At 64.5% G+C, this 25,560-nt stretch carries 24 protein-coding genes, 1 tRNA gene and 1 pseudogene; 19 read left to right on the forward strand and 7 right to left on the reverse strand.

Translation table 11 applies throughout. The features are described 5' to 3' along the window. Positions 1-25 precede the first annotated feature (25 nt). The 7 genes and pseudogenes from ACTNFJ_RS02815 to ACTNFJ_RS02845 all read left to right on the forward strand — a co-directional run. The gene (locus tag ACTNFJ_RS02815) at positions 26-2,746 is read left to right on the forward strand and encodes a DEAD/DEAH box helicase (RefSeq protein ID WP_435906630.1); all 2,721 of its coding nucleotides are present in this window, start codon (positions 26-28) and stop codon (positions 2,744-2,746) included. Positions 2,747-2,824: 78 nt separating this feature from the next. Then, positions 2,825-4,390, forward strand: a complete 1,566-nt coding sequence (locus ACTNFJ_RS02820) for a glycosyltransferase family 2 protein (RefSeq protein ID WP_435906629.1) — start codon at positions 2,825-2,827, stop codon at positions 4,388-4,390. Further along, positions 4,390-4,599, forward strand: coding sequence for a hypothetical protein (locus ACTNFJ_RS02825; protein WP_435906628.1), 210 nt, complete (start codon positions 4,390-4,392; stop codon positions 4,597-4,599). The genes ACTNFJ_RS02820 and ACTNFJ_RS02825 overlap by 1 nt, the downstream gene beginning before the upstream one ends. A 38-nt stretch (positions 4,600-4,637) precedes the next feature. Then, the gene (deoC, locus tag ACTNFJ_RS02830) at positions 4,638-5,339 is read left to right on the forward strand and encodes a deoxyribose-phosphate aldolase (RefSeq protein ID WP_435906627.1); all 702 of its coding nucleotides are present in this window, start codon (positions 4,638-4,640) and stop codon (positions 5,337-5,339) included. A gap of 231 nt (positions 5,340-5,570) precedes the next feature. Then, the gene (locus tag ACTNFJ_RS02835) at positions 5,571-6,533 is read left to right on the forward strand and encodes a Ppx/GppA phosphatase family protein (protein WP_435906626.1); all 963 of its coding nucleotides are present in this window, start codon (positions 5,571-5,573) and stop codon (positions 6,531-6,533) included. Positions 6,534-6,785: 252 nt separating this feature from the next. Then, a tRNA-Gln gene (locus ACTNFJ_RS02840) sits at positions 6,786-6,860 on the forward strand. 148 nt (positions 6,861-7,008) lie between these two features. Next, a pseudogene (locus ACTNFJ_RS02845) lies at positions 7,009-7,104 on the forward strand (NUDIX domain-containing protein); the annotation flags it as partial. 91 nt (positions 7,105-7,195) lie between these two features. Here the strand turns inward: ACTNFJ_RS02845 and ACTNFJ_RS02850 are convergent. Continuing rightward, entirely contained in the window at positions 7,196-7,474 is a 279-nt protein-coding gene (locus ACTNFJ_RS02850) for a helix-turn-helix transcriptional regulator (protein ID WP_435906625.1), read from the reverse strand. A 106-nt stretch (positions 7,475-7,580) separates the two neighbouring features. Between ACTNFJ_RS02850 and ACTNFJ_RS02855 the strand changes: the two genes are divergently transcribed. Beyond that, on the forward strand, positions 7,581-8,543 hold the full coding sequence (locus ACTNFJ_RS02855) for a sodium-dependent bicarbonate transport family permease (RefSeq protein ID WP_435906624.1): 963 nt from the start codon (positions 7,581-7,583) through the stop codon (positions 8,541-8,543). Between the two features lie 48 nt (positions 8,544-8,591). Here ACTNFJ_RS02855 and ACTNFJ_RS02860 read toward each other — a convergent pair whose 3' ends face one another. Beyond that, positions 8,592-9,332 carry a VIT1/CCC1 transporter family protein gene (locus tag ACTNFJ_RS02860; RefSeq protein WP_435906623.1) on the reverse strand — a complete coding sequence of 247 codons (741 nt, stop codon included), beginning with the start codon at positions 9,330-9,332 and terminating at the stop codon, positions 8,592-8,594. Between the two features lie 168 nt (positions 9,333-9,500). Between ACTNFJ_RS02860 and ACTNFJ_RS02865 the strand changes: the two genes are divergently transcribed. From ACTNFJ_RS02865 to ACTNFJ_RS02890, 6 genes are read left to right on the forward strand one after another with little or no spacing between them, the layout of a single operon-like run. Beyond that, positions 9,501-10,439, forward strand: a complete 939-nt coding sequence (locus ACTNFJ_RS02865; protein WP_435906622.1) for an ABC transporter ATP-binding protein — start codon at positions 9,501-9,503, stop codon at positions 10,437-10,439. Next, positions 10,436-11,461: an aliphatic sulfonate ABC transporter substrate-binding protein gene (locus ACTNFJ_RS02870; protein ID WP_435906621.1), complete on the forward strand. Its 1,026-nt coding sequence runs from the start codon at positions 10,436-10,438 to the stop codon at positions 11,459-11,461. Before ACTNFJ_RS02865 ends, ACTNFJ_RS02870 begins: the two co-directional genes overlap by 4 nt. Next, positions 11,458-12,267, forward strand: coding sequence for an ABC transporter permease (locus tag ACTNFJ_RS02875; RefSeq protein ID WP_435906620.1), 810 nt, complete (start codon positions 11,458-11,460; stop codon positions 12,265-12,267). The genes ACTNFJ_RS02870 and ACTNFJ_RS02875 overlap by 4 nt, the downstream gene beginning before the upstream one ends. A 29-nt stretch (positions 12,268-12,296) precedes the next feature. Continuing rightward, entirely contained in the window at positions 12,297-14,252 is a 1,956-nt protein-coding gene (gene acs, locus ACTNFJ_RS02880; protein ID WP_444711786.1) for an acetate--CoA ligase, read from the forward strand. Then, positions 14,249-15,583, forward strand: coding sequence for an O-acetylhomoserine aminocarboxypropyltransferase/cysteine synthase family protein (locus ACTNFJ_RS02885; RefSeq protein WP_435906618.1), 1,335 nt, complete (start codon positions 14,249-14,251; stop codon positions 15,581-15,583). Before acs ends, ACTNFJ_RS02885 begins: the two co-directional genes overlap by 4 nt. Beyond that, positions 15,580-16,149, forward strand: a complete 570-nt coding sequence (locus tag ACTNFJ_RS02890) for a CoA-binding protein (RefSeq protein ID WP_435906617.1) — start codon at positions 15,580-15,582, stop codon at positions 16,147-16,149. The genes ACTNFJ_RS02885 and ACTNFJ_RS02890 overlap by 4 nt, the downstream gene beginning before the upstream one ends. 70 nt (positions 16,150-16,219) lie before the next feature. Here ACTNFJ_RS02890 and ACTNFJ_RS02895 read toward each other — a convergent pair whose 3' ends face one another. After that, positions 16,220-16,756, reverse strand: coding sequence for a 2-phosphosulfolactate phosphatase (locus ACTNFJ_RS02895; RefSeq protein WP_435906616.1), 537 nt, complete (start codon positions 16,754-16,756; stop codon positions 16,220-16,222). Between the two features lie 110 nt (positions 16,757-16,866). Here ACTNFJ_RS02895 and msrB point away from each other — a divergent pair, with 110 nt between their 5' ends. Then, positions 16,867-17,268, forward strand: coding sequence for a peptide-methionine (R)-S-oxide reductase MsrB (msrB, locus tag ACTNFJ_RS02900; protein WP_435906615.1), 402 nt, complete (start codon positions 16,867-16,869; stop codon positions 17,266-17,268). Here msrB and ACTNFJ_RS02905 read toward each other — a convergent pair. Together ACTNFJ_RS02905 and ACTNFJ_RS02910 are read right to left on the reverse strand one after the other, a co-directional pair. Beyond that, the gene (locus tag ACTNFJ_RS02905) at positions 17,252-17,608 is read right to left on the reverse strand and encodes a hypothetical protein (RefSeq protein WP_435906614.1); all 357 of its coding nucleotides are present in this window, start codon (positions 17,606-17,608) and stop codon (positions 17,252-17,254) included. The two genes, msrB and ACTNFJ_RS02905, sit on opposite strands and share 17 nt — an antisense overlap. Before the next feature lie 74 nt (positions 17,609-17,682). Beyond that, positions 17,683-18,228: a SixA phosphatase family protein gene (locus ACTNFJ_RS02910; protein WP_435906613.1), complete on the reverse strand. Its 546-nt coding sequence runs from the start codon at positions 18,226-18,228 to the stop codon at positions 17,683-17,685. Between the two features lie 127 nt (positions 18,229-18,355). Here ACTNFJ_RS02910 and ACTNFJ_RS02915 point away from each other — a divergent pair, with 127 nt between their 5' ends. From ACTNFJ_RS02915 to ACTNFJ_RS02925, 3 genes are all read left to right on the forward strand, one after another. Then, a complete protein-coding gene (locus ACTNFJ_RS02915) occupies positions 18,356-19,441 on the forward strand; it encodes an S-(hydroxymethyl)mycothiol dehydrogenase (RefSeq protein ID WP_435906612.1) in 1,086 nt (361 codons plus the stop codon). Then, entirely contained in the window at positions 19,438-20,064 is a 627-nt protein-coding gene (locus ACTNFJ_RS02920; protein ID WP_435906611.1) for an MBL fold metallo-hydrolase, read from the forward strand. Before ACTNFJ_RS02915 ends, ACTNFJ_RS02920 begins: the two co-directional genes overlap by 4 nt. A 119-nt stretch (positions 20,065-20,183) precedes the next feature. Next, the gene (locus ACTNFJ_RS02925; protein WP_435906610.1) at positions 20,184-21,710 is read left to right on the forward strand and encodes a SulP family inorganic anion transporter; all 1,527 of its coding nucleotides are present in this window, start codon (positions 20,184-20,186) and stop codon (positions 21,708-21,710) included. Between the two features lie 48 nt (positions 21,711-21,758). Here ACTNFJ_RS02925 and ACTNFJ_RS02930 read toward each other — a convergent pair whose 3' ends face one another. Continuing rightward, the gene (locus ACTNFJ_RS02930; RefSeq protein WP_435906609.1) at positions 21,759-23,222 is read right to left on the reverse strand and encodes a phytoene desaturase family protein; all 1,464 of its coding nucleotides are present in this window, start codon (positions 23,220-23,222) and stop codon (positions 21,759-21,761) included. Between the two features lie 149 nt (positions 23,223-23,371). On the opposite strand from ACTNFJ_RS02930, the gene ACTNFJ_RS02935 reads away from it, so the two are divergent. Continuing rightward, a complete protein-coding gene (locus ACTNFJ_RS02935; protein ID WP_435906608.1) occupies positions 23,372-23,872 on the forward strand; it encodes an SRPBCC family protein in 501 nt (166 codons plus the stop codon). A 66-nt stretch (positions 23,873-23,938) separates the two neighbouring features. Here ACTNFJ_RS02935 and ACTNFJ_RS02940 read toward each other — a convergent pair whose 3' ends face one another. Continuing rightward, the gene (locus ACTNFJ_RS02940; RefSeq protein WP_435906607.1) at positions 23,939-25,348 is read right to left on the reverse strand and encodes a hypothetical protein; all 1,410 of its coding nucleotides are present in this window, start codon (positions 25,346-25,348) and stop codon (positions 23,939-23,941) included. Positions 25,349-25,560: the final 212 nt, after the last annotated feature.

Genomic DNA, 25,560 nt, shown 5'->3' on the forward strand with positions numbered 1-25,560 from the left:
GCCTTGAAAGAAAGTGGGACGCTGCATGAGCCTCGGCCGGATGCTCGACGAGATGCTCGACGCCGCACGCGCGAGCGGAGCGTCCCCGGAGGCGGATGAGATCCACACGCTCTTCGAAACCTGGGCCCTTGAGGAACGAGGCCTGCGCCTCTACCCCGCACAGGAAGAGGCGCTGCTCGGGCTCGCGCTCGGGTCGAACGTGATTCTCTCGACGCCCACGGGCACCGGCAAGTCGCTCGTGGCGATAGGTGCCCACTTCATCGCCCTCGCCGAAGGCCGTCGCACCGTCTACACGGCGCCGATCAAGGCGCTCGTCAGTGAGAAGTTCTTCGACCTCGTCGAGGTGTTCGGCGCCGAGCGGGTGGGGATGGTCACGGGCGACACATCGATCAACGGCGATGCGCCGATTCTGTGTTGCACGGCGGAGATCCTCGCGAACCTGGCGCTGCGCGACCGCGAGACCGGAGGCATCACCCAGGTCGTGATGGACGAATTTCACTTCTACGCCGAACCCGAGCGCGGCTGGGCGTGGCAGGTGCCGTTGCTGCTGATGGGAGGCGCGCAGTTCCTGCTGATGTCGGCGACGCTCGGGGACGTGACCGAGCTTGCCGAAGACCTCACCCGGCGCACCGGGCGCGACACCGCGCGAGTCACCGGCGTCCTGCGCCCCGTTCCCCTTCACTTCGCCTACGAGGTGAAGGGCGTACACGAGGTCATCGAGGAGCTGCTTGAGACGCGCCGCACCCCCGCCTACCTGGTGCACTTCAATCAGTCGCACGCGGTCGAACAAGCGCAGGCGGTCGCCAGTATCAAGCTGGTGGATCGCGCGGGGCGCGACGAGATCGCGGCCGCTATTGGCGAGTTCCGGTTCTCGACGGGATTCGGGGCTACCCTGTCACGGCTCGTGCGTTCGGGCGTGGGAGTACATCACGCGGGCATGCTGCCCCGGTATCGCCGCCTAGTGGAGCAGCTCGCGCAGCGCGGCCTGCTGCGGGTGATCTGCGGCACCGACACGCTTGGCGTCGGCATCAACGTGCCGATTCGCACGGTGGTGATTACCGCGCTCGCGAAATACGACGGCACGCGCATGCGGCGTCTCTCGGCACGCGAGTTTCACCAAATTTCGGGCCGCGCCGGACGAGCGGGGTATGACACCGAGGGTGATGTGCTCGCGCTGGCCCCGGAGCACGAGGTGGAGAACGCCCGATCCGCTGCCAAAGCCGAGGCGCAGAAAGCGGGTGGCAAGAAATCTAAACCAGCAAAGAAGAAGGCCGCACCGCAGGGATTTGTGGCGTGGAGTGAGCAGACCTTCGAGAAGCTGATAGTGGCGGAGCCTGAGCCGCTGGTGAGTCGCATGCGGGTGACCCACTCCATGCTGCTCGGGGTAATCGCGCGGGGCGAAGCGCGTGAGGGGGAGGCGCTTGATGTGATGCGCACGCTCATATTTGGCAGTCACGAGCCCCGGTCCGAGCAGTTCGCGCACGCACGCACCGCACTCAGCATCTTTCGCACGCTGCGTCAGGGTGGCATCGTCGACGTGTACTGCGATGAAGGCGGGCAGCGGCTGCTCAGGCTCACGATCGAACTGCAGGCGAACTTTGCGCTAAACCAGCCCCTGTCGCCCTTCGCGCTCGCCGCAATTGAGTTGCTCGATCCCGATTCGCCCGAATACGCACTCGACGTGATCTCGATTATCGAAGCGACGCTCGAAGACCCGCGAGCGATTGTGCGGCAGCAGGAGCACCGGGCACGCGGCGAGGCGGTCGCCGCGATGAAGGCCGAGGGCATCGAATACGAGGAACGGATGGAGCTGCTCGAGCAGATCACCCACCCGCAGCCGCTGAAGGAGCTACTCGACGAGGCGTTCGAGGCCTACACCCGCGAGGTGCCCTGGGCGCGTGACTTCGAACTGCGCCCGAAATCAGTGGTGCGCGACATGATCGAGCGAGCATTTAACTTCCGTGATTTGGTGTCCTTTTACCAGCTTGGACGCTCCGAGGGTACGGTGCTGCGCTATCTGAGCGACGCGTATCGGGCGATCGAGCGCACGGTGCCCGAGCAATCGAAGAATGAGGAACTCGCAGCGCTGATCGACTGGCTCGGTGAGCTGGTGCGCCAGGTCGACTCGAGCCTGCTCGATGAGTGGCAGACGCTCGAAGCCGGAAGCATCGCTTTCGGCCGAGCGACTGGTGCCGCCTACGGCGGCAGCCCACGGAGCGAAGCGAGGGGTGAAGAGCTGGCACACCCCGACCCCGAGGCGTATCGCGCGGCGATCGCGGCCCGCGCCGAGGTCGACACCGCGCCGCCCGCGCGGTCGCTGCTCGCAAACGAGCGCGCCTTCGGGGTGATGGTGCGCAATGCTATCTTCCGGCGCGTGCTCGCGGCGGCCTTCGACCAGCTTGACGAGCTCGTGGCGCTCGACGGCCCGCACGGTTTTGGCGAGCGGGCGTGGGGTGAGGCGCTCGACGCATACTTCGGCGAGTACGACACGATGGGCACGGGCGCCGACGCGCGATCCGCAACCTTCCTCACGATCGACAAGTCTGGCGCAGCCGGGGAATTGGTCGCGGATAAACCGGGTGAACGCGGTGAGCTAAGCGAGCGTTTCTGGCGCTTTCGACAGGTACTCGACGACCCCGCCGGTGACCATGATTGGGCGATCGAAGGGGTGGTGGATCTCGCGGCCTCCGAGGAAGCGGGTGAGCCGGTGATCCGCGTCGAACGGGTGGGCGTTTTCGCGTCCTGATCCCGGGTGTTCTCCTGCCCAAATCATAGAAAAGCGGCGTATTCTGAGAGAACAAGAGCCATCCGGGGGGACACGGCCATGAACAGGATCTTTCAGCGAATTGTCGGGCTCGCTGTCATCGCCATTGTGCTCGTCGCGGCGGGACTGTTGTGGTGGGCGGTCACGATCGAGCGCTCACCAACCCTCTGGGATCCGGTGCGGGTGACCATTGGTGGGGCATGGGAAGTGATGTACAGCGCGGAACTACCGCGTCTGCGTCTCATCGCGGTGGCGCTCGCGCTCGCGCTCATCATGATCATCATCGTGGTCGCGGCCGAGCGCATTGTGTCGCGGCGGTATCGGCGCACCCCACCTCACCGGGCCGAGCGGCCACTTGCGCCGCGAATCGTCATGGCGCGCACTCGCGGTCAGTTCGCTGGTGAAGTAACGGTCACCGCGCTGATCCCGGCCCACAATGAGGAATCATCGTTGCCCGCAACGATTGCCTCACTGCGCGCTCAAACATCGCCGCCGGATCGAGTGATTGTGGTGGCCGACAACTGCACCGATGGCACCGTGCGGGTCGCGCGCGAAGCAGGGGTCGAGGTCTTCGAGACCGTCGACAATACGCATAAGAAGGGCGGGGCGTTGAATCAAGCGCTCGCCGACCTGCTTCCGAGACTCGGCGACAACGACACGGTGCTGGTGATGGATGCTGATACGCAGCTCGGGCCGGAGTTTATTGCAACCGCGAAGCGACACTTCACGGATGACCGGGCGCTGATGGCCGTCGGGGGGTTGTTTTCTGGCGAAGAGGGTCACGGTCTGCTCGGGCAATTCCAACGCAATGAGTACTTCCGCTACCAGCGCGAGATCCGGCGCCGTGACGGTCGCGTGTTCGTGCTGACTGGTACGGGAACGGCGTTTCGTGCGACTGCACTGAAGGCCGTCGCCGACTCACGCGGACGCACGATTCCTGGGGTGCAGGGCGACGTTTACGACACCTTCGCCCTCACCGAAGACAACGAGCTCACGATTGCGATCAAGTCACTCGGCGGTCTCATGGTGTCACCTCCAGAGTGCACCGTCGTCACCGAATTGATGCCGACCTGGCGAATGCTGTGGGCGCAGCGACTGCGGTGGCAGCGCGGCGCACTTGAGAACCTGGGCGCCTACGGAATCACCCCTCAGACGTTTCGATACTGGGCACAGCAGATCGCTATCGGTTACGGCGTCTTTGCGCTGGCCGCCTATTTTGTCCTGATTTTTCTCATGATTTTCGCAATGGATACCTGGGTCTGGTTCCCGTTCTGGCTGGGTATTGGTGCTCTGTTCGCTGTTGAACGGGTCGTAACTGCGTGGCGCGGGGGTGTGCGGGCCCGAACACTGTCCGTCTTCATCTTCCCCGAGTTGGTCTATGACTCCTTCTTGAACCTCGCGTTCCTCAAAGGAGTCTTCGAGATCTCCGCTGGCCAGAGGCCCACCTGGAAACATGTGCAGCACTCGCCATCCTCCGCGCCAAACGAGGTGGCGGCACGCCCCGCCGACCACCTGTCTCAGGAGGAATCGGTTGCAGGAGTGGATCTCGCTCCGACGGGCGGGCTTGGTAAGCCAGCAGATGTCGCGGAACACGCTGACTATGAGAGCACGGAGGTGCGGGCCTGATGGTGGTGCAAGGAATCCTATTCCCACAAGAATGGTTGACAACCGACTGGTTCTCGATCTTTGCGACCGTCGTCGCGATCAACACGCTGGTGTACGTGGTGCTGGGCGTTTCAAAGCTTTTCCCGGTCTGGCACCTGAAGCTCTTCAAACGCAACGGTAGGAATCGCCGCGGTGAGACGCGCAGTATCTACCCCGATGCTCAGCCATAGATCTTTCTACTCGAGCGTTCTGAGTTAGGGTCGAAGGTGTGTCTCTCACCGCTGCTAATTTTCTTTCAGTCGCCGACCACACGCTGCTGACGCCAGGCGTCACCGCGTCTGAGCTTCATCAGTTTCTTGGCGAAGCGTGCCGGCTCGGAGTTGCCCGAGTGTGCGTCAACCCATCGCTTCTCCCAGTGGATCCTGCCGCACTCGGCGAACTCCAGGTCGTGACGGTCGTGGGGTTTCCTTCCGGTGCGCACACGGCCTCGGTGAAGGCGTTCGAGGCCGCCCGCGCGGTTGCGGATGGCGCGCACGAGATCGACATGGTGGTGAACCAGGGGCTCGCACGGGCGGGGGAGTGGGACGCGGTTCGGGCCGAGATTGCGGAGGTTCGGGTCGCGTGCCCGGGCCAGGTGCTGAAGGTGATTCTCGAGACAGCGACGCTCACCGACGACCAGATCGTCAGGGCCTGTCGGGCGGCCGAGGCCGCTGGCGCCGACTTTGTGAAGACCTCCACGGGCTTCAGTCCGGCAGGCGGCGCGACGGTGCACGCGGTGCGGCTCATGGCCCAGACGGTGGGCGGCCGCCTCGGTGTTAAGGCGTCGGGCGGGATCCGCACGGCCGCTGCCGTGCGTGAGCTGTGGGCGGCGGGTGCCACGCGCTTTGGCGTGTCGGCGACGGCCACAATCGCCGGCGAGTGGGATGCGGTGGAACCGCCAGCGGTCTTAGCGCCACCACTCACGTACTGAGGCGACGCTCACGTACTGAGGTGACGCTCACGTACTGAGGCGACGCCCGCGCATCGAGATGACGCTCACGCAGGGTTCACGCTCACTGAACCGTGCGTGGGTGTCAACCTGCGCCCGGAATGCGCCCCGCACCTGAACTTTGGTCGGGCCGCAGCCAGCGGCGCTGCCCACGATCCGGAGGGGGTGCGTGCGGTTCAGTGCCGATCTCGCACTGCGTCATACACTGGGGGGATGCGCCTCGGAGTGATCGACGTCGGATCTAACACCGTCCACCTGCTCGTCGTTGACGCGCACGCGGGCGCGAGCCCGGTGCCCTACCACTCACAGCGCTCGACGCTTCGGCTGATGCGCTACCTGGACAAACAGGGGGCGATCACCGATGAGGGGCAGCGGCTCATCATCGCTGCGATTCGGGAAGCACTTGACACGGTCGCCGAGATCGGAGTTGACGACCTGATCGCGACCGCCACGTCGGCGATTCGCGAGGCGACCAACGGCGAAGCGGTGCTCGCTCGGATCACTCGTGAGACGGGCCAGGTGCTGCAGGTACTGTCGGGTGAGGATGAGGCGCGCATCACGATGCTCGCGGTGCGCCGCTGGCTGGGGTGGTCGGCGGGGGAGATCCTGCTGTTTGACATCGGCGGCGGCTCATTCGAGATTGCGCAGGGTGCCGACGAGTACCCCGATGTGGAGGTGTCGCTGCCGCTCGGGGCAGGCCGTTCGACCATCAACTTCTTGCCAGAGGATCCGCCGCAGCGCGAGGCGGTGTCGAAGCTTCGGGCGCACGCCCGCGCCGAATTCACGAAGGCGCGCGACACGCTCTTCGCCGATCGCCCGAAGCCCAAGCGTGTGGTGGGCACGTCGAAGACGATCCGGTCGCTGGGTCGGCTCGTGGGCGGGCCGGCAGACCCGGTGACGGGTGATCTGGCGCCGATCCACTACACGGGTCTGCGCGAGTGGGAGCCGACGCTGCGCGACATGCCCTCGAACGTGCGCCAGTACCTGCCGGGCATTACGCCCGAGCGTGGGTACCAAATTCTGGCGGGCGCGATTGTGCTGCGCACCGCCATGAAGGTGTTCGACGTGCCGACCCTCACCGTGTCGCCATGGGCGCTACGCGAGGGCATTGTGCTGCGCTACATCGATGCGCTCGATTCGCCGGGCGCGGCGGCTCCGCCGTCAGATCTCGCCTAACTGACTTACACTGATTCCTATGGAGCCACAACAAGAGCGGGAACTCGGATTCGTCGACTATTCCGTGCCCAACGAGTTCTTTGAGCCACTTCCCGAAGCGGAGCTTTTAGCCTGGGACTCGCGCGGCTCGCAGTGACGTTTTTCGCGTTCGAAGTGGATCGCGGAACCGCCCCCGGGAGCCTCGCTTTTGGCAAGTTGAGGCAGATGGGGTATCGTTGAACCTCGGTGCTGCACTGCTTGCGGAGTAGCCCTTGGGGTATGGTGTAATTGGCAACACGGAGGTTTCTGGTACCTTTGTTCTTGGTTCGAGTCCAGGTACCCCAGCCAGTGAAGTCCTGATCTTCTTCGGAAGATTGGGGCTTTTTCATTTCAGTGGGTGGCTGTTTCGTGCCGTGCTCGGGCTCAGTGTTGGCGACGGCGTGGGCATGCGTCGGGCGTGCCGATGCCTACGCCAGCTAGGCTACGAGCGATCCACATGTCGCTGCCTGGACTGTGGGAATTTCCTGGCGGAAAGATCGAACCCGGAGAAACGCCACAAGACGCTCTCAGACGGGAGTTCGAAGAGGAACTTCCATGTGCTGCTGAGTTTGGGAAGCACTTTGAGACTACCGAGCATGTGTATGACTTTGGCATCGTAATTCTCACGACACACTTCTGCACGCTCAGCCTATGTCGAGAAGGGCGCGGATCAGGTCATCGACGGTGTGCGCGGCATTTGCGGGATGTCGGAGCGGCCGATCTGGGTGAATTACGTAATGGTTGCGGCGGCCACGCTTCTCGCGTTCAAGGTATCCCGCGTCCTCGAGATCGTTGAGGATCGTCACGGCTGAGCGGGTGGATATTCCGACTTCCTCCGCGATGTCGCGAACGCTGGCGTCGTTGTTCGCCGCAACCGACAACAGCACGTGGGCGTGATGTGTGAGGAATGTCCACTCTGCCATGCCACTCATCCTCTCATTCGAAGCGGCGCGACGGTTAGATGAGTGAAGCGTTCTTCATGTATTGTTCTCGATGATAGAAGTCTACTTCATGCTTTGATGGGAGACCATGCTCGACTCTGCGCTCACAAACCTGCTCTCTCCGCCCGTGCTGGCATTCGCTCTCGGAGTGCTTGCGGCCGCCGTTAAATCAGATCTTCGCGTTCCTGATGCCATTATGCGAGCACTGTCGCTCTATCTTCTCCTGGCGATCGGGCTCAAAGGTGGCGTAGCCCTGCGCGGCGAAACCGCCGCCGCGGTCATCGGGCCTGTCGCTGCGGCCCTCGCCCTTGGGATCGTGATCCCTGCTGCGGCCTATGTCGCCTTGCGGCTCATGACCCAGTTGAATCGCGTTGACCGGGGTGCGATCGCTGCCCATTACGGTTCGACTTCGCTCGTCACCTTCACCGCAGCACTGGTGTTTCTGGAGAGCGCCACCATTCCTGTTCCCGGTTATGCGGCGACCTTGCTGGCCGTCCTCGAAATCCCCGGCATCCTGGTTGGTATCCTCCTTGCCAGACGCCACCTCGCAAAGACCGTTGGATGGGGCGCGACATTCCACGAGGTACTCACGGGCAAGTCCGTCCTCCTCCTGGTTGGCGGGCTCGCAATCGGCATGATCGCCGGGCCGACGGGATACGCACCAATCGCCCCGGTCTTTACCGACGGCTTTCGAGGGGTGCTTGTTCTCTTCCTCCTCGCCCTGGGGCTTGAAGTGGGGCACCGGCTCAGCACCATTCGCGACGGAGGGCGGGGCCTTGTAGTCTTTGCCGTGCTCTTCCCCCTCGCAGCGGGCGCGCTCGGTGTCGCGACCGGATCGTTCATTGGCATGGGGGTCGGGGGAGCCGCCCTCTTCGGAGTCCTCTGCGCCAGCGCCTCTTACATCGCCGCGCCCGCCGCTGTGCGAATCGCTCTCCCAGATGCCAACCTTGCGCTCTCGCTCACAGCGAGCATCGGCATCACCTTCCCCATAAACCTTGCGCTCGGTATCCCCCTGCTGACCTGGCTCGCCCAGCAACTCGGGCCTCACTGATCTCACTCGTGATGCAAGGGGAGGTTGCTCCCAGCCACTCGCGCAGCACTAGCCGAGGGCGACACCGAAGGCGAGACCGATTAGATACGTCGCGAGCATGGTGGCCGAGCCCATCACTACGTTGCGCAAGATGGCAGGGAGCACCGGGGCCTTCCCGAGCTTCGCGCTGATCAGGCCCGTCAAGAAGAGCCCGATGACCACCGAAGCTGCGGTGAGTACAACGGCATTGCCGAAGGGCAACAGGATCATCGCGAGCGGAATGAGTGCACCGACGGTGAACGCCACGAACGACGAGAGCGCCGCGGCCCACGGGCTCGTGAACTCTTCGGGGTCGATCCCGAGCTCAACCTCGGCGTGAGCCGCGAGGGCATCACGCGCGGTGAGCTCGACGGCAACCTGCCGGGCGAGCCCAGCCGACAGGCCCCGCTTGCGGTACATGCCGGTGAGTTCGGCGAGTTCCGCGGCCGGTTGCTCTTTGAGTTCGCGTATCTCCTGGGTGATCATCGCCTTTTCGGTGTCGCGCTGGGTGCTCACAGATACGTACTCGCCACCGGCCATTGAAAACGCACCAGCGACCAGGGCCGCGATACCCGCGGTAGCGATCGCCACGATGTTGCCAGGCGTGGCTGCGGCCACACCCACCACCACACCCGCGACCGAAACAATGCCGTCGTTGGCGCCCAGCACACCGGCGCGCAGCCAATTCAGGCGCTGCCCCACTTTCTCGTCGGCATGCGATTCGTGCAGATGGTGGATCGCGGCCTCAATGTCACTGTGCTCGGTATTCATATGCTCATAATCCACCTGTCGAAGCATCACCACAAGCAAGGTAAGGCTGGCATAACCAGGCGTCGCGAGGCATCGCTCCCTTCCTCGTGGCGGGATCCGCGCGTCAAATACTGCGCTGTGTTACAGGTGGTTTTTGTGATGTCGACATCGCCCGGCAGATTAGACGTCATGCCCGAACACACAGAGAACATCGCGACCGCCCCCGCGGGACGCGTGCACATCGCTGGTGTCGAGCGTACGTTCCCCACGAAGGAAGGCGCGCGTACCGTGCTGCGGGATCTGACGCTCGACGTGACCGCGGGCGAGATTATCGCGGTTGTCGGCCCGTCGGGGTGTGGCAAATCGACCCTCTTGCGTCTCATCGGCGGGCTCGACTCCCCAACCGCTGGGGCGATCACGCTAGATGACGAGGTGGTACGTGCTCACGACGACTCCACCGCCATCGCGTTTCAGGAGCCGCGTCTGCTCCCGTGGCGCACGATCGCACAGAATGTCGCGATCGGGCTGCCCCGTGGCACCCGGGGGCGCGATGCGAAGCAGCGGGTCGCCGAGTTGCTTGAACTCGTGGGTCTCAGCCACGCAGCCGACCAACGCCCCAGCGAAGTTTCCGGCGGCATGGCACAGCGCGCCTCGCTGGCACGTGCGCTTGCCCGCAATCCGCGGGTGCTTTTGCTCGACGAACCATTCGGAGCCCTTGACGCCCTGACCCGGTTGAAAATGCATGACCTGCTGCTCGACATCCACCGCGCGCAGCCGACCACTATCGTGCTGGTGACGCACGACGTCGAGGAAGCGCTGTACCTTGCCGATCACGTGCTGCTGCTGCGCAACCTGCATGCCACCGACGCGCAGCCTGAGCGCCCTCGTGCGAAGGTGGTCGCGCTTGGCTCATCGTCAGGCATGGGCGCGCTTGGCTCCGCCCGCACCTCGGAACTGGTGACCGAAGTGGAAGCCGAGACGCCAGTCACGAACGGGTCGATTGCCCGCCTCGTCTCGGTTCCTGGCACTCGCCCCCGCGACCGCGGCGCGCGCGCCTTCACAGACTTACGCACTGGCCTGCTGAATGGGCTGGGCGTGCACAAGACCACAACAAAGGAGAACCCATGAGTACCTTCACCCGCCGAATCATCCCCGCGACCGTCGTCGCAGGAGTCATGGCGTTGACCATGGCCGGCTGTGTGCAGGGAGAAGGCAGTGCGAACACCGAGCCCGTCGAGGGTGCAGAGTGGTCATCGAACACGCTTTCGATCGACTGGGCAACCTACAATCCACTGAGCCTCATCGTCAAGGATCAGGGCCTCATTGAGGATGCGCTGGGCGATTCGGTCGAGGTCGAGTGGATCCAGTCAGCCGGCAGCAACAAGGCGAACGAGTTGCTGCGCTCAGGTTCGATCGATGTGGGATCGACCGCGGGATCCGCCGCTCTCTTCGCTCGTGCCAATGGCTCGCCCATTCAAGTGATCGACATCTACTCGCAGCCCGAGTGGTCGGCCATCGTGGTCGGTGCCGACAGCGAAATCACCGACGTCGCGCAGCTCGCGGGCAAGTCGGTCGCGGCAACCAAGGGCACCGATCCGTACTTCTTCCTGCTGCAATCGCTCCAGGAGGCCGGGCTCACCATCGATGATGTCGAGGTGCAGAACGTGCAGCATGCCGATGGGCGGTCGCTGCTCGAAGGTGGCTCGGTCGAAGCGTGGGCCGGTCTCGACCCGATCATGGCCGCAGCCGAGGTCGAGTCGGGTGCCAAGCTCATCTACCGTAACGTCGATTTCAACACCTATGGGTTCCTCAATGCGACCGAGGAGTTCATTACCGATCACGCCGACATTGCGCAGGTTGTCGTCGATGCCTACGAGGAAGCCCGAATCTGGGCGCTCGAGAACCCGGAAGAGACGGCTCAGCTCCTCGCCGATGCTGCGTCAATCGACATCGAGGTCGCGAAAACCGTGATCACTGAGCGGTCTAACCTCGATGTCTCCGGCGTTCCCGGTGAAGCACAGATCAAGGTGCTCAAGACCATCGCGCCAATCATCGCTGAGTCTGGCGATGTTCAGGGTGGCCAGGAGGCCCTCGACCGGGCAATCGACACCATCATCTTCGACCAGTTCGCGCTCAAGGCAACCGAATGACGGATGGGGTAGCCACGACCACAGGGGCGGCGCAGTTGCGCACGCCCCTGTGGTCGCGCACGTGGGTGCGGATCGCGGGCGGTTTCGCGGTCCCCATTCTCATCATCGCGGCATGGCAGTACGTGACCACCACGGGGATCGTGCCGCCCTACCGTCTTCCCGCGCCCTGGTCGGTGGTCGAAGCAGGAACCGAACTCATTCAGCGAGGAGAGCTCTGGCTCAACATCGCGATTTCGGTGCAGCGCGTCTTCATTGGTTTCGCAGTCGGCTCGGCCGTGGCTCTTGCATTTGCCGCGATCGTGGGTCTCTCGCGCGCCGGCGCCGTGCTGCTTGCCCCGACGCTCGTCGCGCTGCGAGCCGTACCCTCCCTCGCCTGGGTACCGTTGCTCATTCTGTGGTTGCAGGTCGGTGAGGAATCGAAGGTCACCCTCATCGCGATCGGTGCGTTCTTCCCGGTGTACACCACCGTCGCCGACGCCCTGCGCCACGTGAACCCACAACTCGTCGAGGCGGGCCGCACGTTTGGGTTGCGGGGTTGGTCGCTGTTCCGCACGGTGCAGTTGCCGGCGGTCGTTCCATCAGTTGTCTCAGGCCTGCGCCTCGCGCTCGCCCAGGCGTGGCTGTTCCTCGTTGCCGCCGAACTGTTGGGCGCGTCGATGGGGCTTGGCTGGATGCTCAACGACTCGCAGCAGACCGGTCGTGTCGACCGGATCTTGCTCGCCATTGTGCTCTTGGCGCTTCTGGGCACCATCACGAACGCGATCCTGGTGCTCTTTGAAAAGGCGGTGCTGAAACGGTGGATGTGACCAGCGAAGCACGCCTGACGGAAACTCGAGTGTTTCCTCCATCAGCAGAATTCGCCGCTCAAGCGAACGTGGATGCGTCGATCTACGAGGCAGCGAACGCTGACCCTGTTGCGTTCTGGGAACGCGCCGCCGCCCGCCTCGACTGGGTCGAGCCCTGGCACACCGCCCACACCTGGGCGCCGCCCGTGCAGGGGGAGGGCGAGCTCAGCGTTCCCGAGGCAACCTGGTTTGCCGGCGGCACGCTGAACGTTGCCGTCAACTGCGCCGACCGTCACGTCGATGCGGGGCGCGGCGACAAGGTGGCGCTCTTCTTCGAGGGTGAGCCCGGCGACCGGTTCGCCGTGTCGTACGCCGACTTGCAGCGCCGCGTCGCGCGCGCCGCGAACGGGCTCACCGCACTCGGCATCGTGCCCGGCGACCGTGTCGTTGTGTATCTCCCGGTGCTCGTCGAGACCGTCGTGATCGCCCTGGCGTGCGCGCGAATCGGCGCGGTGCACTCGCTCGTCTTTGGCGGGTTCTCGGCCGAGGCGGTGCGCTTTCGGCTCGAAGACACCCGCGCCAAACTCCTCGTCACGACCGATGGGCAGAACCGCCGCGGGAAACAGGTGGAGGTGAAGTCTGCGGCCGATGTCGCAGCACACGGCCTTTCAGATCTGGAGCACGTGCTCGTCGTGCGCCGCACCGGTCAAGAAGTGCCGTGGACCGAAGGACGGGACGTCTGGTGGCACGACGCGATCGACACCCAGCCCGACGTGCACGAGCCACGCGCGTTCGATTCAGAGCATCCCCTCTTCATCATCTACACCTCCGGCACAACGGGGAAGCCCAAGGGCCTCGTGCACACGTCGGGCGGGTACCTCACGCATGCGAGCTGGGCGCACTGGGCGCACTTCGACGCGAAACCAGGCGATGTGCACTGGTGTACCGCGGACCTTGCCTGGGTCACCGCTCACACCTACGAGATCTACGGGCCTCTCTCAAACGGCCTCACGCAGGTGATCTATGAGGGCACGCCAGATACGCCGGACCGCACCCGGCACCTCGACATCATTGAGCGGTACGGTGTGACCGTTTACTACACCGCCCCCACGCTGATTCGATCCTTCATGACCTGGTTCGGCGACGACCTGCCTGTCGGTCACGATCTCTCGTCTATTCGCCTACTCGGCACCGTCGGCGAGGCAATCAACCCTGAGGCGTGGGTGTGGTTTCGCCGCAACTTCGGCCGCGACGCAACCCCCGTGGTCGACACCTGGTGGCAGTCGGAGACCGGCGCGGCGATGATCGCTCCGCTCCCCGGAGTGACCACGCTGAAGCCTGGTTCTGCGACCGTCGCGCTCCCCGGAATCGACATGGCCGTGGTCGACGAGCATGGCAATCCGGTCGCACCTGGCAGATCAGGCACACTCGTTGCCCGTCGACCCTGGCCGGGCATGGCCCGCACCGTGTGGGGTAATCCGGAGCGATACCGCGACTCGTACTGGGCTCCCTTCGCGGGGCATGGCGAGCACGGCGCATACTACGTTGCGGGCGACGGCGCGACGGTCGACGCCGACGGATACATCTGGATCCTCGGCCGCCTCGACGACGTGGTCAATGTTTCGGGGCACCGCCTTTCTACGATCGAGATCGAGTCGTCACTCGTCGCGCACCCGGCCGTCGGGGAGGCTGGCGTGACCGGCGTGTTCGACGCGCTCACCGGGCAAGCCGTCGCAGCATTCGTCGTCGACGGGGCCGCAGAGCCGGTTGGCTTCGACGAGCTGCGCGCCCAGGTCACGCGTGACATCGGGGCGATCGCCAAGCCCAAGATCATCGTGCGCGTGCCCGAGCTTCCCAAGACCAGATCGGGCAAGATCCTGCGCCGGCTGCTTGCGCAGCTGTGGCAAGGAGATACGCTCGGCGATACCACCAGCCTGCAAAACCCCTGGGCCGTCGATGGCGTGCGCGAAGCCGTGCGCCAGGCCCGCGAGAAGGAGACCAGATGAGCGAGCACGAGTTCGGGTTCCGCACCCGAGCCCTCCACGCGGGGGGAACACCCGACGCGACCACCGGCGCGCGCGCCGTGCCGATCTACCAGACGACCTCGTTCGTCTTTGACAGCGCGAAAGACGCCGCAAACCTCTTCGCGCTGCAGAAGTACGGCAACATTTATTCGCGGATCGGGAACCCCACGGTCGCCGCGCTCGAAGAACGCATCGCGTCACTTGAGGGCGGCATCGGCGCGGTCGCCACGGCGAGCGGCATGTCGGCCGAGTTCATCACCTTCGCCGCGCTCGTTGGTCAGGGCGATCACGTCGTCGCATCGGCACAGCTGTATGGCGGTACAGTAACGCAGCTGGACGTCACGCTGCGCCGTTTCGGTGTTGACACCACGTTCGTGGCGAGTTCCGATCCCGAGGAGTTCCGCAAGGCGATCCGGGCAAACACCAAGGTGCTCTACGTGGAGGTGATCGGAAACCCGGGCGGCGAAATCGCCGACCTTGAGGGGCTGTCGAAGGTTGCACACGAGGCGGGTATCCCGTTGGTCGTCGACTCGACGCTCGCCACCCCCTACCTGGTGCGCCCCATCGAGCACGGTGCCGATATCGTGATCCACTCGGTCACGAAGTTCATGGGTGGCCACGGCACCACCCTTGGCGGCATCGTGGTGGAGGCTGGCACCTTCAACTGGGGTAACGGCAAGTTCCCGGGCATGACTGAGCCGGTCGAGTCCTACGGCGGCATCAAGTGGTGGGACAATTTCGGCGAGTACGGCTTTCTCACGAAGCTCCGCAGCGAACAGTTGCGCGACATCGGGCCATCGCTGAGCCCGCAGTCGGCCTTCAACCTCCTCATGGGGGTCGAGACGCTCCCGCAGCGGATCGATGCGCACGTTGCGAACGCGCGCATCGTGGCCGAGTGGCTGGCCAGCGACCCTCGCGTCTCCTTTGTCACCTGGGCTGGCCTCGACGGGCACCCGCACCAGGAACGGGCACAGAAGTACTTCCCTCTCGGGCCGGGCTCCGTCTTCGCGTTCGGCGTGCGCCCATCGGGCGAATTTGCCTCGGAAGCCGAGCGTCTGCAGGCAGCCCGCGCCACCGGCGAGAAGCTCATCGAATCACTGCAGTTGGCGAGCCATCTGGCCAACATCGGCGACGCGCGTACGCTGGTAATCCACCCGGGATCGACGACGCATCAGCAGCTCACCCCCGAGCAGCTCGACGCCGCCGGCGTTCCCGCCGACCTCATCAGAATCTCGGTGGGCATCGAAGACCCGGAAGACATCGTGTGGGATCTGGATCAGGCCCTCACCCTCGCGACAGGAGCACAGCGATGAGCGACGCGTCCACCCCCGTTCCGGCGGCGCAGGGTGATGCCTGCGCGCTCCCGACACCCGCGGTGTCTGAGGGGCAGGCTGAGCGCACCTGGCAGAGCCCAGGCGCGGCGGCCCGCCTGAACATTCTGCGGCGCGCGAAGTCGATCGCGATTGTCGGAGCATCTGACAACCCGGCGCGCGCGAGCTACTTTGTGGCCACCTACCTGCTGTCCAGCGCACCGTACGACGTGTACTTCGTAAACCCGCGCGCCACCGAGATTCTGGGGCACACGGCTTACGCGTCGCTGGCGGATCTGCCCGTCGTTCCCGACATCGTCGATGTCTTCCGCAGAGACGGGGATCTGCCAGGCGTCGCCCGTGAGGCCGTCGAGGTCGGCGCGAAGGCACTCTGGCTGCAGCTGGGTTCATGGAACGAAGAGGCCGCGGCGATCGCCGAGGCTGCCGGGCTCGAGGTGGTCATGGATCGCTGTGTGAAGGTCGAGCACGCCAGATTCCACGGCGGGCTGCACTTGGCAGGCTTCGACACCGGCGTTATTTCCTCAAAGCGTCAGGTCGTCTCGCGCTAGCGAGACACGGTGGGTCCGGCCTGGAATAGCCCGAGGCCGGACCCACTGAATTGAGCGAGGACCCACCGAATCACTGACGGAGGCGGGTGGCCTCGGTCTCGGCATCGAGTTGTGCCGCCGCCTTTACGTCGTCACCGCGACCTGCCTGGGCGAGTTCGATGCCCGCGGCGCTTGCGGAGATCAGATGCTTGAGCGCCCGCGTGAGTGGGCGGAATCCCTCGGTGGCCACCGCGACGTCTGGCGCGGAATGGTCGATGCCGAGCGCCGAGAGCGCGTCGCCGATCGCGCCGGCCGCCAGGAAATCCTCGACGGAGAAGTCGCCGTCGTCGCCCGCGAGCACCAGGTTGATCGAGGTGCGCCCGCCGCGCGCCACCTGCTCGTCGACGACGGCTCTCGCGGTCGCGGTCGCGTTGCGCAGCGACCCCAGGTAGACCGCTGGTCCGTGCGGGAGCGCGGCGGCTTGCGCAGCGAGCTCGCTTGCGGGCCCGCCAGCAGAGTCGAGCACATCGATGACCACGACGATGCCTGACTCGGCAAGTCGGGTGAGCCCTTCCGCCCCCCACCCGAGTCGCACTTGATACGTCGATTGTGAGCGCGGATCCGTCATTGCTTCAGCTTATTCGAGCGCAACCCTCGTTCCTGGAGTGGCTGTCATGAGGCGTCATTCAGCGTGACAAACCCAGCCCGTTGCAAGGCGGAACGCCTAGAATCGGAGGCATGGCATATGAAGTCGAGAAGTCCGAAGAAGAGTGGCGCGCCGAGCTCGGCGAAGAGCAGTACGCGATTCTGCGCGGCGCTGGCACGGAGCGGGCCTGGACGGGGGAACTGCTCGACGAGGAACGCGCGGGCGTGTACACCTGCGCTGGCTGCGGCAACGAGCTGTTCGTCAGCGGCACCAAGTTTGACTCGCACTGCGGTTGGCCCAGCTTCTACGAGTCGGTGCGCCCCGACGCGGTTGAACTGCTGGAAGACAACTCGCTCGGCATGGTGCGCACCGAGGTGCGCTGCGCCCGCTGTGGCGGCCACCTGGGCCACGTCTTCCCCGACGGCTTCGGCACCCCCACGGGCGATCGCTACTGCATGAATTCGCTGTCGCTGAACTTCACGCCCGAGGCCTAGCGCGCGCTGCGAACTCGGTGAGGGCGTCGACTCCGCCGCTTCGGTAGGCAAGCCAGTCCCGGCTGGCCTCGCGCGCTTCAAGCGCCGCGAGATGCTCGTGCCATTGTGCGCCGAGGTGCTCGGCAGCCTCGCGATCCGCTCCCTGCGATTTCAGTTCTTTGAGCGCGGCCCATCGGCCCTCAGCGTACTTGAGGGACGGCACTGAAATGCCCGCCTTGGTCAGGCTGCACGCCGAGGCCCCACCAGATGCCTGGTTCATCAGCGTGCCGGCCTGCTGCAGCATCTCGCTGAGGATGGCCGCGGGAGTCGACCCGCAGCCTGCCGGAGTTTCGTCACTCATGTCCCCAGGGTAGCCGGGGCAGATTCGCGCACCGATTCGTGAGCTCGCTTCGCGTGGTTCACAAGGAGTGTGGATCAGCGCACCGTGTCGAGGCTCCACGCATTCGGGCTGCGTGTGGCGGCCTCGTTCCACTCGTCGGTCGCCCACACGAAGCGGGCCACCGCGCAGGTGGGCATATGGTCAATCCCGCCGGTCGACAGGCGGCTCGCGAGATCGGTGATGCCGGGGTTGTGGGCGACGAGCATGATCGCTCGCGGGCGAACTTGCCCACCTGTGACCTCGGCAACAGCGGGTGCATCCTGATCTCCAGCACGGCCTGCGCCAGATCCCGCTCCCGTCGCAACGGCAGCCCCAAGCAATGTCTCAGCCGAGGAATCGTAGAGATGCGGCGCGAGTTCCACCTCGCACCCGAGCGCCGCGCCGAACGCCGCCGCGGTGGTGCGGGCACGCACCGCCGTGCTCGACACGATGCGATTCACTGTGAAACCGGTGTTCGCCAGGCGCCGCGCCATCATCGGCGCGTTCGCCGCCCCACGCGCGTTCAGGGGCCGTTCGTGGTCGGGCAGGCCGGGGTCACCCCAGTCTGACTTGGCGTGTCGCACGAGTACCAACTCGACCATGCTGTCGCTCCTTCACTTCGCGGGCGGATGCAGACACTGTCTCACATCGCGAGAGACTACGGCCAGACGCGTTAGCCTGGTCGGGGGCCACAACGGCCCGACATACTTCACGGCAAGGGAGATCCGCATGGCATATCGAGTGCAGGGCGTCGTGGCGCGGGCAAAGAACGCCGCACCGACCATCGAGACCGTAATTGTGCCCGACCCGGGGCCAGGCGAGGCCGTTGTTGACATCATCACGAGCGGTGTCTGCCACACCGATCTGCACTACGTGCAGGGTGGCATCAGCGAAGACTTCCCTTTCCTGCTCGGGCACGAGGCCACCGGTCGGGTCGCCGCAGTCGGCGAGGGCGTGACCGAGGTCGCGGTGGGGGATCGCGTGATCCTCAACTGGCGCGCCGTCTGTGGCCAATGCCGCGCCTGCGCGAAGAGACAGCCGCAGTATTGCTTCGCGACGCACAATGCGACTCAGAAGATGACCCTCGAAGATGGCACCGAGCTGTCTGCGGCACTCGGCATCGGCGCATTCATCGAGAAGACCCTGGTCGCTGCCGGGCAGTGCACCAAGATCGACGAGGAATCTGACGCGGCCGCGGTCGGCCTGCTCGGATGTGGTGTGATGGCCGGCATCGGAGCCGCTATCAACACCGGTGAGGTGAAGCGCGGCGAGTCCGTGGCCGTCATTGGCTGCGGAGGTGTCGGCACCGCTGCGGTCGCTGGCGCGCAGCTCGCCGGTGCCACCACCATCATCGCGGTCGATATTGACGACGCGAAGCTCGAACAGGCGAAGCGCTTCGGGGCCACGCACACGGTCAACTCACGCGCGGAAGACGCTGTTGAAGCGATTCGCGCACTCACCGGCGGTTTCGGCGCCGACGTGGTGATCGATGCCGTCGGTCGCCCAGAAACCTATACGCAGGCCTTCTACGCGCGCGATCTCGCCGGTCGCGTGGTGCTCGTCGGAGTGCCTACCCCCGAGATGCAGCTCGAGTTGCCCCTGCTCGACGTGTTCGGCCGCGGTGGATCGCTGAAGTCGTCCTGGTACGGCGACTGCTTGCCTAGCCGTGACTTTGCGATGCTCATCGAGCAGTACAAGTTGGGTCGGCTCGATCTTGACGGCTTCGTGACCGAGCGCATCGGGCTCGGCGACGTGCAGGCCGCGTTCGACAAAATGGCTGCGGGCACCGTGCTGCGATCGGTGGTAGAGCTGTGAGCGCGCGCATCGAACGCCTCATCACGAGCGGCACCTTCTCGCTCGACGGAGGAACCTGGGACGTCGACAACAATGTGTGGATCGTCGGCAACGACGACGAGGTCATCGTCATCGACCCCGCCCACGATCCCGACGAAATCGCCTCAGCGGTGGGTCGCCGCACCGTGCGCGCGATTCTCCTCACCCACGGCCACGATGACCACATTCGGGCCGCGGTCGAAACCGGACAGCTGTTGCGTGCACCGGTGCTGCTCAATCCCGCGGACCGCATGCTGTGGGATGCCGTGCATGACACCGCGCCCGATGGGGAAATCTCGGGCGGCGATCGGTTCAGCGTGGCCGGTGTTGAGCTCATCGCGGTGCCCACCCCTGGTCACTCGCCAGGATCTACCAGTTTCGTGGCCGACACCCTGGGCGCCGTCTTCACCGGCGACACCCTGTTTCAGGGTGGCCCGGGAGCGACCGGGCGCTCGTGCAGCGACTTCCCGACGATCGTGGAGTCGATTCGCGAGAGCCTGCTCACGCTGCCCGAAGAAACCGTGGTCTACACCGGGCACGGTGACACCACGACGATCGCCGACGAGAAACCGCACCTGCAGGAGTGGATCGACCGCGGCCACTGATTGGCGTCGAATCAGATCGCTCTCCAGTGCCAGCTGTATGGCAGGAGGAGTGACCGAACGAGCGATTACCTCAATTTAATAGAGATGTTTTCTTTTCATCTCCATCGAACGGAGCAACATTGGCCACGAGCATCCATACTGCTCCCGAGAAGGGACTGACGCCGGAGCAGCGTCAGTCCGTGTTGCGAACGCTGAAGTCCCCGCGTCTACTCAAGACCGAGGTGCTCGCCGGGTTGGTGGTGGCGCTTGCGCTGATTCCGGAAGCCATCGCGTTCTCCCTGATCGCTGGGGTTGATCCCCGGCTTGGCCTTTTTGCGTCTTTCACTATGGCGGTATCTATCGCCTTCCTCGGTGGGCGGCCGGCGATGATCTCGGCCGCGACTGCGGCGACCGCCCTCGTCATCGCACCTTTGGTAGCAAGCCACGGCATGAACTACTTCATCGCCGCCGTGATCCTGGCCGGGATCTTTCAGGTGATCCTCGGGGCAATCGGTGTCGCAAAGCTCATGCGATTCATTCCTCGTTCGGTGATGGTGGGCTTCGTCAACGCGCTCGGCATATTGATCTTCACCTCGCAGCTGCCCGAGCTTATCGGGGTGCCCTGGTTGGTGTACCCGCTCACGGTGCTGGGGCTGCTCGTGATCTACCTCCTGCCTCGACTCACCAAAGCAGTTCCTGCCCCACTGGTCTCAATCGTTTTGGTGACACTGATCGTCGTGGTCTTCGCACTGAATGTTCCCACCGTGGGTGACAAGGGAGAACTGCCTGAATCGTTGCCATCTCTCTTCATCCCCAACGTTCCCCTAACCCTCGAGACGTTCCAGATCATCGCGCCCTTTGCGCTCGGTATGGCGCTCGTTGGCCTGCTCGAATCTCTCATGACAGCCAAGCTGGTCGACGACATCACCGACACCCGATCGAACAAGGTTCGCGAGTCGTGGGCGCAGGGGGTCGCCAATATCATCACCGGGTTCACCGGAGGGATGGGCGGGTGCGCCATGGTCGGCCAGACCATGATCAACGTCAAGGCTTCCGGCGCACGGACGAGAATTTCGACATTCCTGGCCGGCGTTTTCTTGCTCATTCTTGCGGTCTCGCTGGGAGACGTCGTGGCGATGATTCCGATGGCTGCACTGGTTGCGGTCATGATTTTCGTTTCTGTGGCGACTTTCGACTGGCACAGCATCACCCTCTCCACACTCAAGATGATGCCCAAGAGCGAGACGACCGTGATGCTGGTGACTGTCGTTCTCACCGTCTGGACACACAATCTGGCAATCGGGGTCATTGCCGGTGTGCTTGCGGCCATGATCGCCTTCGCGCGTCGGGTGGCGCACCTGGTGACCGTTGAGCGGACGGTCGATGACTACTTTGGCGAGGTGATTGCCAAGTATGAGGTCAAAGGCGAGCTTTTCTTTGCCTCATCCAACGACCTCTATACCCAGTTTGAGTATGCGGAAGACCCCGACCACGTGGTGATCGACCTGTACGGTTCACATCTCTGGGATGCTTCCACCATTGCGGCGCTCGACGCCGTAACCGAGAAATACGAGAAGTACGGGAAGCGGGTCGAGGTTGTTGGACTCAACCCCGCAAGCTTGAAGATGCGCGACCGTATGGCTGGCAAGCTCGGCGGGGGCCACTGACTCGCTGCGCCACGAGGGTTTCGGCCGTCCCGTCTTCGTGCGGGCTGATCACACCCCGAGGTGTGGCTCGGGCAAGTGGTAATCGTGCCGCAGCGCCGATCGTGCCGCGTACCACCCGGGCAGCCCGTGCACGCCGGGTCCGGGGGAGACCGACGACGATGCCAGGTAAATTCCGGGAGCCGGGGTGCGGTGAGGATCCGCTGAGAGTTGGGGGCGCGCAAACAGCTGTCGCAGATTGATCGCGCCCGCGCTGAAATCGCCGCCGTGGTAATTCGGGTTGTACTGTGACAGGCCCGCAGCGGTAGTCTGATGCACCCCGATCACCCGGTCGCGAAACCCCGGCGCGAAGCGCTCAATCTGCGCGGTTACCCGCTCCCGCATGTCAACATCTGACCCGCTCGGTACGTGTGTGTAGGTCCAGACAGCGTTTACCCCGTCGGGGTTTCGACCCGGGTCGAAGTCGGTCGGCTGTACAAGCAACACGTAGGGGTGTGTCGGGTGCTGCCCGCGGCTGACGGCCAGCTCGGCCGCCGCGCCTTCTGCGCGGGATCCACCCAGGTGCACTGTTGGTGCCCCTGACACTCGCGGGTCTGCCCACGGCACGGGTCCATCGAGCACGAAATCGATCTTGGTCGCGCCGTCGCCGTAGCTGAAACGGTTCAGAGCGCGACGATACCTCGCGGGCAGAACGGGCCCGGCGATGCGGGCGAGGCCTCGCGCAGAGGTGTCGAACAACTTCACCCCGTAGCTCGACAGCTCGCGCACGTCTTTGATTTCGCGCTCAGTGTGGATCTCGCCGCCGTGTGCGAACAGGTCCGCAGCGAGCGCGTCGGTGATCGCGCGGCTTCCACCGACAGGCACCGGCCAGCCGCCGGCGTGCCCCAGCGCTCCGAGTACCACGCCCACCGCGGCGCTCGCGAGGTTTGGCATGCGTCCGACGCTGTGCGCGGCTACCCCAGAGATGAGCGCAGGGGCTGCCTCCTCACGGAACCTGACGTTCCAGAGTGCGGTGCCCTGCTCGAGGGTGCGAAGGCCCACCGTAGCCGCGGCGATCACGTCGCGGGGCAGAGCCAGCATGGTGGGCCCGAGGGTGAAGTCGGCGATTCCCTCCAGTCGCGCCACGAGCGGTCGGTAGAAGCGCGCGTAGGCCTTGCCATCGCGGCCGAGCGCCTCTGCGGTGCGGTCGAGGTCACGGTAGGCGAGAGCGGCGCGGTGCCGACCACCGGGGGTGTCAAGCGGGTTTGCGTACGATACCTCTGGCACCACAAATTCCATGCGGTGGGTCAGCTCGAACTGTCGAAAAAACTCGGTTGCGAGCGCCATGGGATGGATCGCTGCGCACACGTCGTGCAGCACGCCCGGACGCACCACCTCGGCTGTGCGAGTGCCGCCTCCGATGGTCTCGGACGCTTCGAATACGGTCACCGGAACCCCCGCGCGTGCGAGCGTCACGGCCGCCGCGAGCCCGTTGGGGCCGGAGCCGATCACTGCGGCTGGTTTCAAAGAAGCCATGACACGACCCTAACGGAGCGGGTCGCTGACCGCGCCAACACGAGCAAGCATCATGCGATGTCAAGCCCTCGTGCATGCGGGGTAGGGGAGGCCACAATGGGAACACCGCACTATAGAAATGACACGCACCACAGCGACGGGAGACGAGCATGGCCAGGAATCAGCGAAGGTTTCACTGCAGCCCTGAGGCGGTGTTTGAGGTACTGAGTGACGGTTGGCTCTACCCGTCATGGGTGGTCGGGGCATCCCGTATGCGCGATGTTGACGACGACTGGCCCGCGGCCGGATCGAAGATTCAGCACTCGGTAGGGGTGTGGCCCGCGCTGCTGAACGACACCACGAGTTGCGAGATGTGGGATCCGCCCCATCGGATGGTGTTGCTCGCGCGCGGACGGCCAATTGGAAAGGCGAGGGTGACGATCACCGTGACGCCGGTCGGGTCGGAGTGCGTCGTTTCGATTACCGAGCACGCAGTAAGCGGCCCGGCCACCCTGCTGCCGAGCGTTATCGAGGACGCCGCATTCATTTGGCGCAACGGTGAAACCCTGCACCGGCTCGCCTATCTTGCCGAGGGGCGATCGGGGCGTCCGGGCTCCACCGCAGACAAAGAGCAGGCCCAGGAACAGTCTGAGGAAGAGGCTGACAAGTAGTCCGACGAAGCAGCAGGCGGGCTCCCTGGCGAATAGACCATCGAACGCAGCAGGGGAGACCGGGGATTAGCTTCCCTCTGCTGCGACAGCTGTGTGCGGTGACACGGTCGCATCACGATTGCGCGCGGTCAACGTCACATACAGAGTGAGCGCCGCGAGCACGACCATGAGAAGTGCCGGCAGCAGGTCCGTGACCACCCAACCCAGCGATGGAGCCAGTAACGTCGCGGCCTCGACGCCGAGCGACACACTGGGCTGTCCGATAATCGTGGCGGTCCCTTCATCGTCAACCACGAATGTCAGCTCGAGCTCAAGCGCCTCGCCATCACCAGCCTCGGCCGTCAGAGTGATCGAGTACTCTCCTGAATCGAGTTCGGTGGGCAGTGATTCCGATATCCAGAGGAATCCATCGGAATCCACCTTGGTGGTCGCCAGGGTGCCACCGCCCGGGGTCAAGCCCATCCTTGCCTCCGAATTTCGTGCGAGGTCGCTCCCGGAAGCATCAATGGTGATCGACTCGAGCGGTGCTGCGCCACTCGGATCGGTGATCCCTGTAGGTTCCGCGTAGGAGTTCAGAGACAGCGTCGGTTGAGAGCGCAGCTGTTCTACCGCTGCAGCGCCATAGCCGAGAGACATCAGGGTGACGGCCCCCGCGAAGACGATAGACAGCACGAGGTTCAGGTTCTTCGCCCCGATGCTCGCGCCGGTAGGCCTTCCTAGGCCCTGCCGCCTGGCTTCTGTTGCCTGTGCCGCGTAGACCGTGCCAGCGACGATCCCCGCGCCGACACCGGCCTGTACGACGACCCAGATCCACACAGGCAGTGTATTTTGCGTCAGATCATAGACAATCAACCCGAAGATCAGCGCGGCTGCAACCGCCACGATCGGCACGGTGAACGCGAGAGCGGTCGTGCGCTGCGACTGTGGATCCCCCATGGGAACGATCTCTGTGGGCTGATCCTCCGTCTCAACCTGCGGGAGGTGCCGCGTGAACACAAATCCTGCGAGTAACACCGTGACCGCCAGAGCGGTAAAGAGCACGATGGGGAGGTACGTGTCAAGGACTCGCGTCACCACCCCCACGTCGTCAGAGCTGTCGAAGAAGCTCGACATGAAAACGCTGAGCGCCATGAGTGCCGACATCACTAGGGTAATGATGATCACGCTTCCAGCGAAGGCTTCGGTGGCCCCGGTGAGCCGTGAGGCAGGAGATGGGGAGGCGAGCTGTGCGCGCATACGATTCTTGGCATAGACCGCCGCGAGCGCGACTAATGCGATCGCGGCGAAGATCAGGTACTTTGATGGCCGCACGATATGGATTCGATCGAACCCGTACAGCTGCTCGGACGTGAGTCCCGATTCGACCACCATGTCGGTGAAGATTGCCAGTACGAATAGACCCCACCCCACCACTGCGCTCAGCAGAATGGTGACGAGCGCTCTTCGGGCCGCCGCGCGTGATGCTGTGATCTTCATGTTCGTAGTCTAAGAAATGGATCCATGCCGGTCTACGCGCATTTCGGTAACGAGGATTGGGACCTGCAGGGTCACGCGGCTCCGAGTCTCGGCAGCCCCGGGATTTCGCTGAGAAGTCAACCCCGCGAACACAGACCGCCCGCCCGCCTACGCTCGGAGATGCGCCTGGCGGGAGCCGCCCGCAGAGCGTTCATCACCACTCGAACACGAGG

The sequence above is a fragment of the Leucobacter shiyiweii genome, from assembly GCF_052446065.1.
Classification (GTDB): domain Bacteria; phylum Actinomycetota; class Actinomycetes; order Actinomycetales; family Microbacteriaceae; genus Leucobacter.

Coding starts and splice junctions, on each gene's coding strand:
- ACTNFJ_RS02820 (WP_435906629.1), top strand. CDS start 2,825: ATGAACAGGATCTTTCAGCGAATTGTCGGGCTCGCTGTCATCGCCATT.
- msrB (WP_435906615.1), top strand. CDS start 16,867: ATGGCATATGAAGTCGAGAAGTCCGAAGAAGAGTGGCGCGCCGAGCTC.
- ACTNFJ_RS02940 (WP_435906607.1), bottom strand. CDS start 25,348: ATGAAGATCACAGCATCACGCGCGGCGGCCCGAAGAGCGCTCGTCACC.
- ACTNFJ_RS02825 (WP_435906628.1), top strand. CDS start 4,390: ATGGTGGTGCAAGGAATCCTATTCCCACAAGAATGGTTGACAACCGAC.
- ACTNFJ_RS02915 (WP_435906612.1), top strand. CDS start 18,356: ATGGCATATCGAGTGCAGGGCGTCGTGGCGCGGGCAAAGAACGCCGCA.
- ACTNFJ_RS02890 (WP_435906617.1), top strand. CDS start 15,580: ATGAGCGACGCGTCCACCCCCGTTCCGGCGGCGCAGGGTGATGCCTGC.
- ACTNFJ_RS02910 (WP_435906613.1), bottom strand. CDS start 18,228: ATGGTCGAGTTGGTACTCGTGCGACACGCCAAGTCAGACTGGGGTGAC.
- ACTNFJ_RS02895 (WP_435906616.1), bottom strand. CDS start 16,756: ATGACGGATCCGCGCTCACAATCGACGTATCAAGTGCGACTCGGGTGG.
- ACTNFJ_RS02905 (WP_435906614.1), bottom strand. CDS start 17,608: ATGAGTGACGAAACTCCGGCAGGCTGCGGGTCGACTCCCGCGGCCATC.
- ACTNFJ_RS02935 (WP_435906608.1), top strand. CDS start 23,372: ATGGCCAGGAATCAGCGAAGGTTTCACTGCAGCCCTGAGGCGGTGTTT.
- ACTNFJ_RS02855 (WP_435906624.1), top strand. CDS start 7,581: ATGCTCGACTCTGCGCTCACAAACCTGCTCTCTCCGCCCGTGCTGGCA.
- ACTNFJ_RS02860 (WP_435906623.1), bottom strand. CDS start 9,332: ATGAATACCGAGCACAGTGACATTGAGGCCGCGATCCACCATCTGCAC.
- ACTNFJ_RS02870 (WP_435906621.1), top strand. CDS start 10,436: ATGAGTACCTTCACCCGCCGAATCATCCCCGCGACCGTCGTCGCAGGA.
- ACTNFJ_RS02815 (WP_435906630.1), top strand. CDS start 26: ATGAGCCTCGGCCGGATGCTCGACGAGATGCTCGACGCCGCACGCGCG.
- ACTNFJ_RS02850 (WP_435906625.1), bottom strand. CDS start 7,474: ATGGCAGAGTGGACATTCCTCACACATCACGCCCACGTGCTGTTGTCG.
- ACTNFJ_RS02865 (WP_435906622.1), top strand. CDS start 9,501: ATGCCCGAACACACAGAGAACATCGCGACCGCCCCCGCGGGACGCGTG.
- ACTNFJ_RS02835 (WP_435906626.1), top strand. CDS start 5,571: ATGCGCCTCGGAGTGATCGACGTCGGATCTAACACCGTCCACCTGCTC.
- ACTNFJ_RS02930 (WP_435906609.1), bottom strand. CDS start 23,222: ATGGCTTCTTTGAAACCAGCCGCAGTGATCGGCTCCGGCCCCAACGGG.
- ACTNFJ_RS02875 (WP_435906620.1), top strand. CDS start 11,458: ATGACGGATGGGGTAGCCACGACCACAGGGGCGGCGCAGTTGCGCACG.
- ACTNFJ_RS02885 (WP_435906618.1), top strand. CDS start 14,249: ATGAGCGAGCACGAGTTCGGGTTCCGCACCCGAGCCCTCCACGCGGGG.